General features: G+C 42.5%; 6 protein-coding genes. 4 read left to right on the top strand and 2 right to left on the bottom strand.

What is annotated here, in order from left to right; translation table 11 throughout:
* The first annotated feature begins 1191 nt into the window (after positions 1–1191).
* Positions 1192–2394, top strand: a complete 1203-nt coding sequence (locus CIK98_RS11160) for an ATP-binding protein (RefSeq protein ID WP_094384307.1) — start codon at positions 1192–1194, stop codon at positions 2392–2394.
* Positions 2395–2656: 262 nt separating this feature from the next.
* On the opposite strand, the gene CIK98_RS18530 is transcribed toward CIK98_RS11160, so the two are convergent.
* On the bottom strand, positions 2657–2776 hold the full coding sequence (locus tag CIK98_RS18530) for an ATP-binding protein (RefSeq protein WP_216358971.1): 120 nt from the start codon (positions 2774–2776) through the stop codon (positions 2657–2659).
* A 247-nt stretch (positions 2777–3023) separates the two neighbouring features.
* On the opposite strand from CIK98_RS18530, the gene CIK98_RS11155 reads away from it, so the two are divergent.
* Complete coding sequence (locus CIK98_RS11155; protein WP_094384306.1) at positions 3024–3605, top strand: zeta toxin family protein; 582 nt, start codon at positions 3024–3026, stop codon at positions 3603–3605.
* Positions 3586–3768 (top strand): hypothetical protein, encoded by a 183-nt coding sequence (locus tag CIK98_RS11150; RefSeq protein WP_094384305.1) that lies wholly within the window; start codon positions 3586–3588, stop codon positions 3766–3768. The genes CIK98_RS11155 and CIK98_RS11150 overlap by 20 nt, the downstream gene beginning before the upstream one ends.
* Before the next feature lie 79 nt (positions 3769–3847).
* Here the strand turns inward: CIK98_RS11150 and CIK98_RS11145 are convergent, their stop codons facing one another.
* Positions 3848–5137, bottom strand: a complete 1290-nt coding sequence (locus tag CIK98_RS11145; protein WP_094384317.1) for a S9 family peptidase — start codon at positions 5135–5137, stop codon at positions 3848–3850.
* Positions 5138–5671: 534 nt separating this feature from the next.
* Between CIK98_RS11145 and CIK98_RS11140 the strand changes: the two genes are divergently transcribed.
* Complete coding sequence (locus tag CIK98_RS11140) at positions 5672–7417, top strand: sialate O-acetylesterase (RefSeq protein WP_253249705.1); 1746 nt, start codon at positions 5672–5674, stop codon at positions 7415–7417.
* Positions 7418–7442: the final 25 nt, after the last annotated feature.

Genomic DNA, 7442 nt, shown 5'->3' with positions numbered 1-7442 from the left:
CGGTGGCAAAGATACGTCTTTTTTCTCTGATTAACAAGAAGGAGGGACGAAAATGGTGTGTATAATTGTTAATTTGTTCACTTTTTCACAGGAATCAATTATCCTGTATATTGGCGATAGTCTTTTTTTTTTGATAAAAGCAGAATGTCTTTGAATAGAGTTAAGTACTCAAGAATACTGTGGCATCGCCGGTTTCTCTCCCGAAGAGATAGCTCCCCTCTTTGCCGAGGCAGCCGCAGTGGAAAACATCTCCCTGCCCAAGGATTTTTTGGAGTGCTACTTCAGATTTTAATTCGTTTTTTTTTGCCGCAAAATTACATATTATCCAATGGTCTTGCAAACAAACGGGCAAAGAATACACTAACCCTAAGGTAAGTATGTTATGGATAATGCCATGCTGTCTCTGAATAGCCCGGCGAGCGCATAGCCCAAGGCGTACACGAATCAAAGATACCAACCCCTGTGACTTGCAATCCAAAGATGCCTGTCCTTGTGACTTACTGATACTCTATTCTTGTGGCAGTACTCCCGCGAGAGTACTCCAGTACTTAGGCGGGAGTACCGCAGTACTCTGGGCAGAGTACTGATGTAATCCAAGGCAGAGTACTGTAGTACTCAGTACGGAGTACTGTGTTAATCATACCAATTGGTGTTCTCCTCATAACTCTTATGTATTGGACAACGTAAGCTTATGTATTGCTGACTGTCAAGAACATGTCCACAAACTGGCTTACATAACGAACCAAAATATTCAGAAAAGCAATCTGAATTAGGAACCGTTAACTGGACACCCTAGTTAATTGTTCAATATCGTAACGAAACGTTACGTTACGATAAATTATGTATTTCAATAGTGTCTTATGATAAAGATTTGGGGATTTTCCTACATTTTCGGGAAAAAGATTTGGGGATTTTCCGACAATTTCGAGAAAAAGATTTGGGGATTTTCGGTTTTATATTATCCTCGTCGAATCATAACGGTTCAACGGGGATATAAATAGTGGATGAGAGATTATCGTTTTGAAAGATATTCAGACAAAAGAATTCTACACCCCTAAGTGTTCAGTCCGTTGAACAGTTTTGTGCCAAAAGTGTTCAGTCTGTTGAACATTTTTAACTATAAAGTGTATTGTTCATTGAACTTTATTTTGTAATTTTGCAGCCGAGATACAATAATATATTTTGGAAAAGATGGAAACTTTGATTAGAAGATACCTGAATTATTTGGGTAATGTCAGCCTTGAATATGTAAGGGACTTGGAGTCCGAAATTGATTGGAACGACAGGTTGATATCTATAAGGGGACAGCGTGGTGTTGGCAAGACAACCATGCTGCTTCAGCATATTCTTAAAACCTTTGGAGACTGTGATACCACAAGTGTTATATATGTCAGTCTCGACAATATCTATTTTGCCAATCACGGTCTGCTTGATTTCATTGAGACTTTCCATCAAAGAGGTGGTAAATTCTTGTTCCTTGATGAGGTGCATAAATATAAAGGATGGAGTGTGGAGGTGAAAAATGCATACGACGAATATTCTGACCTTCATATAGTCTTCACCGGTTCATCGCTTATCAATATTCTTGATTCGGAGGTGGATCTTTCCCGACGTTGTATTTCATACGATATGCAGGGACTTTCTTTTAGGGAGTATCTTGCTCTTTTCAAGGGTGTTAACATGCCCACAATGCCATTGGAAGAAATTCTCAGTGAGCCAGAAAAGATGTGCAGAAGGGTATGCTCGGAAGTAAAGCCTTTGCAGTTCTTCAATGAATATCTCCAATACGGGTATTATCCATTTCTGTTGGAGGGCGCAAAGTCGTATGCCATGAGAATAGAGAACATCGTGAATATGATTATTGAGACCGAACTGCCCATTATGAGGAGTTTGGATAGTGGGAATATTCGCAAGATAAAGGCTCTGTTGTCTATACTTGCATCAGGATTGCCAATGTCAATAGACACTGTAAAACTCTCAAAAATGGCAGAGGTGTCACGAACAACCTTGCTTGCCTATCTGCAACATCTTGATGCAGCCAAGATAATACGTCTTCTCTATTCCGATAATCACAGTGTGAAGCGGATGCAGAAACCCGACAAGGTTTATCTTGAGAACACCAATATGCAGTATGCGCTTGGTGGAATGGAAGTGAACATGGGGAATATCCGCGAGACATTCTTTGCTAACCAATTGTCGCATGCCCATACAGTGGAATACAGCAGTACGGCTGCCGACTTCCTTATTGACGGCAAATACACCTTTGAAGTAGGTGGAAGTGCCAAGGATGGACGGCAAACTGCCGAAGTGTCAAATGCTTGGATAGCTGCCGATGATGTAGAGCATGCCATTGGTAACAAACTCCCTCTGTGGCTTTTCGGTTTTTTATATTGATGGGCTTTCGACATTTAAATTTGTTTAAACAATGCTGTGTACTTAATTTTTCGATGTCCCTTTCTTCATGTATCGTTTGGCAACAGTTTTTGGTTAGCGTCCGTACGCTCTCTCCACAGGGTTTGTCGGTTGCGCCGAATTGATATAAAGGGTTCCCGGTAGCGAGGATGTCAAGCAGCCCGGGATTTGTCTTAGAGGCTAAGTGGTTTTTCATTATGGCTTCATTAAGTCATTCAGTGTTATTTCGTATTGTACTATACCACTATACATATGTCTTGCCCACACGTCTCCTTCCATATATTGCAAGAAATTCCGCTCTCCCACTATCGTAGAGTTCGTTGATTTCTCTAATCTCTTCGTTTCTGCCTATTAATGTGTCCATACTTCTTTTATTGCAATTTCGTCACAAAGATACAAAAAAGAATTGATTTGGCGGAATATATATACTGAAAACCGCCAAATTATAACAATATTTACCATTTCTGGCGGAATATACATATTAAATTCCGCCAAAGGGGTATGAGCGATGTGCCTAAATTTTCCATTCCACCAAATAAAACTGTATTTATTTATCGATTTTCTTATAATTATTTGGAGATTATTTTTTTTTATAGTAATTTTGCGGCATTATGGCTCGATTGTTATATATCATAGCGGGATGTAATGGGGCAGGAAAGACCACGGCTTCCATGACGATACTACCAAAAGCTCTTTTGGTAAGGGAATTCGTGAATGCTGATGAAATCGCCAAAGGATTGTCGCCATTCAACCCTGAAGGAGTGGCAATAGAGGCTGGAAGACTTATGCTTGAAAGGATAGATTGTCTGATTAGAAGAGGAGAGTCTTTTTCCATCGAGACTACACTTGCCACACGCTCATATATCAATCTTGTAAGACGTGCTCATACCGAAGGATACCAAGTGCATCTTATTTACTTTTGGTTGAAATCCCCAGAACTGGCTATGCAGCGAGTGGCTGAGCGAGTTGCCCATGGTGGCCACAACATTCCTCAGGATGTCATTATCAGAAGATATTCCGCTGGTATCTCCAACCTTTTCAATCTGTTTATGAATGAGGTTGACAGTTGGATGATATACGACAATAGTGATAATGCCAGAGTGGAAATTGCTGTTGGTTCAAAGGATGTATCATATATTACAGATTTTGCAAAATTTGAAACGATTAAAAGCTATGTCAGAAAAAGAACTTGAGATATTCCGTAATAAAGTGAGGGCAGGCCTTCTTGAGGCCGAGCGCAATATGCTGCATGAAAAGGCGGCGAGGGGAGAGACGTGTGTCTATCAAGACGACAACGGAAGGATATATCATGTTGCGGCAAAAGATGTGATTGCCGCCAATCCCCGGTTTCAATAATCATGCCTGATACAAGAAAATGTTGACATCATCCACTGTCAGAAGGCGATGGAATATCTGCCTGAAGAAATGCAGAACGTTATTTTATCCACGAAATAATTTTGTCGAGCACTTCTTGTGATATGGTCTCCTCGATTTGGTGATATTCCACTATCGAGCCGGTAGTGCAGTGCTGGAACAGGTGGTTGAGATCATCGTATGCTATAGTCTCGTGAATACAGTTGGTGAGCCCGTTTTCTAACACTTCGAGATTCTGTTTGTATTCCACCTGTGTGTCCTTCTTGCCGTTGAGTGCGAGTACGGGGCATTTGATGTTCGGGAGTGAGCTCTGGATGTCTATTGTTATGAAATGACGTATATATGGCGATGTGAGCAGTTTTTTGGCCTGTTCAATTATGGGCTTGAAGTTCTCCATATTTTCAGCGCCTTTGAGATATTCGTCAATGTCTTGTCCTGCCGCCACTTTGTCGAATATGTCGCTTATCGCGTCGCTGTATTTTTTCACCGTTTCTTCCTGCATGCCAATAGAGCGTAGGGATGCTATGCTCTGATTCAATGATGTCTGTTTTCCCGAAATGGCCATTCCTGCCAACGACACAATAAAGTCGGCCTTGCCTTCACTGGCGAGCATAAGTGCAATGGTGCCGCCCTCGCTGTGCCCGATTACTCCAACCGACTTGAATTTCCTGCGCAGGAAGTCGATTCCTGCTGCGGCGTCCTGTTTGAAGTCATTTGTGGTGAAGTTGGTGAATGTTATTCCCTTGTTTCCCCAACCTCTGTCATCATATCTCAAAGAGGCTATGCCTTTGCGTGCCAATGCATCGGCTATCACTGCAAATGGCTTATGCTCGAAGAGTTCCTCATCGCGGTTTTGCTGTCCGCTGCCAGTAACCATCACCACCACTTTGGTGTTTTTATCCCATCCTTCGGGCAGAGTAAGTGTACCATTGAGCGTTATGTCTCCATTTGAGAATGTCACTTCTTCTGTAGTGTATGGAAATGGCGGCACTGGAGTTTGCGGACGATTATTCTTTTGCTTTCCAGGCTTGAGAGTTAGTGGAAATGACATGCCGTTTTGAGTGAATGTGCCAGTGATGGCTTGCTCTTCCATTGTGCCCTCAAAGGTTGCTCCAATCATTCCGACTGTCACTTTAAGCTTTCCCTCGGGCGTGATGCTTTTTTCAGCCTTTATTCCCTTTGCTCCTTGTGATGGAGAGTCGATGGTGCAACCCTTGTCGGTGAAGTTAAACACCAAAGGCAGTTTCATGCCTTGAATATTCAGTTCGCCCGACCAAGATCCGTTCTGTGCATTTGCCAAAGATGTTGTCAAACATATAAATGTAGAGATTAAAAGTTTTTTTATTTTCATAATTATTGTGTATATTATTAGATAATATTCCATTTGTCGCAAGCCGATAGCTAAGCTTTTCAGAAATCGCCGTAAAGGTAAGTATAATTTTCCATTCCACCCAATAAAACCGTATTTATTTATCGATTTTCTTATAATTATTTGGCGATTATATTATTTTATTGTAATCTTTCTTTACTTTTGCCCAATTTATGTTAAATCCTGCTACAGCTTATTCTCATATATAAATAAAATAGGTGGCCTTTGCAGCCTAATCGCATAAATACAACTGGATTTACGTTACTTAATTGTTTTGCAAATATAATCATTTTTTTTGGATTACCGATAATATATATACCTCACTTTTTTTGTTTTTTAATGTAATGTATCTATATATTTTAAACCCTATTAACACTCTCGCGCAAAAATAAGTGTATTTCCAAAATACGAAACATTTCCAAATGTTTATGTTACAAATGTTTTGTTGAGATAAGAGATATGTTTGTAACTTTGCACCCGAAAACTCTGAATATAATATCTAGCTAAAAAATTACAATGAATCGAAAACTATTATTAGTAACTATCAGCCTGTTCTGTGCCGTGATGGGCATACATTCACAGGACAATGCCAAGTCGGAGGATACTGGAAATTATGGCACAACAAGAAGTATGTCAGAAGGTATCAACCATGCCCTCGAGGTGACTACAGCCGAAGCCAAGGAAAATATATGGGACTGGCAGATGCACTACAAGCTCGATGCCCCGTTGACAGTTGGCAAGAAGTATGAACTCAAGGCACGTGTCAAGGGGTCTGGTAACGGTACTCTGGCACTGTGGCCTATCGACACAGCTTCTTCCAACACTAACCAGTGGGGTGGAAGCAACGACGTACAGTATGAGAAAGACTACAAATTCACCACTTCATGGAATACGTTCACTTGGAACTTCTCTGCACGCTTTCCGCTCAACGAACTTGACTTTGTATTCGGACAGTATGGCGGAAGCATCTTCTTTGACGACGTGACATTGAAAGAAGTGGGAAGTGACAAGGAGCTTATTGTAAATGGTGACTTCGAGAGCACACTTACCGCCAACTGGGAAAAAATCTCATGGCAAGGTGGAGTGAGCTTTAAGGTAGTGAGCACATCGTATAAGGGCGACCTCCTGCAGGCCATCAAGGACGCCAAGGCAACTCTTGAGGAAAGTGCCGATTTGAAACGTGAAGAGGCCGTTGCCGCTCGCGCAGAACTCGAGAAGGCCATTGCCGACGCTGAGGCTTTTGTGGCAGAGAACGATGAAGACTATATTGCAGAGACCGAGAAACTGAAAAAAGCGACAGCCAATCTCTCCCAATGGATTGGTGTACCAGAATCCGCCGACCCTAATTTCCAAATATATCTATGCTTCGGACAGTCAAACATGGAGGGTAACGCCACTCCTGAGGCTCAAGACTACGAAAATGTGTCCGAACGCTTTAAGATGATGGCTGCCGTGGACTTCAGCAATCCAGTGAGAAAGCGTGGCGAGTGGTATACCGCAATCCCGCCTCTTTGCCGTCAAGGCACAGGACTTACACCAGCCGACTATTTCGGACGCACCATGGTGGAGAAGCAGGCCGATAATATTACCGTGGGAGTCATCAACGTGGCAGTGGGTGGAACGAGTATCAAGGGATTCATGGAAGAGTATGTAGCCGACTATGTGGCTGGTGAGCCCGACTGGTTCAAGAACTATATGGCTAACTACGACAACAATCCTTTCCGCCGGCTTGTTGAGACAGCTAAACGTGCACAGAATTATGGCATCATACGCGGTATACTCATGCACCAGGGCGAGACTGACGGAGGCATGGGAAACTGGACTGAGAATGTGAAGAAGGTATACGAGCGTCTGCTCAGTGAACTCAATCTTTCAGCAGATAATGTGCCATTGCTTGCCGGTGAGACAGTACAGACCGACCAAGGCGGATATTGCGGCGGATTCAATTCTGTCATTGCCACACTGCCTAATGTGATACCGACAGCCCATGTCATTTCGTCGAAGGGATGTCCGCAGAAGGGTGACGGACTACACTTTACTGCCGAGGGCTATCGCACCATTGGAAAACGTTATGCCGAGTGCATGCTCAAGTTGCTGACCAGTACTGGTATCGACGATGCCACTGCCGAAAGCCACAAAGTGGCCAAGGAAGAGTGGTTTGACGCTACAGGCCGTAAGGTGGATGCCAAGGCTAAAGGACTGCTTCTCAAACGTCTTACTATGACGAATGGGGCGGTATTAGTAGAGAAAACCATTAAATGAGACTTTTATTAACTTACAATCCATA

Origin of the sequence: Prevotella sp. P2-180, assembly GCF_002251435.1 — a bacterium.
Classification (GTDB): Bacteria; Bacteroidota; Bacteroidia; order Bacteroidales; family Bacteroidaceae; genus Prevotella.
The sequence above is the reverse complement of the archived record's forward strand: the minus strand, read 5'-3'. Positions and strand labels throughout refer to the sequence as shown.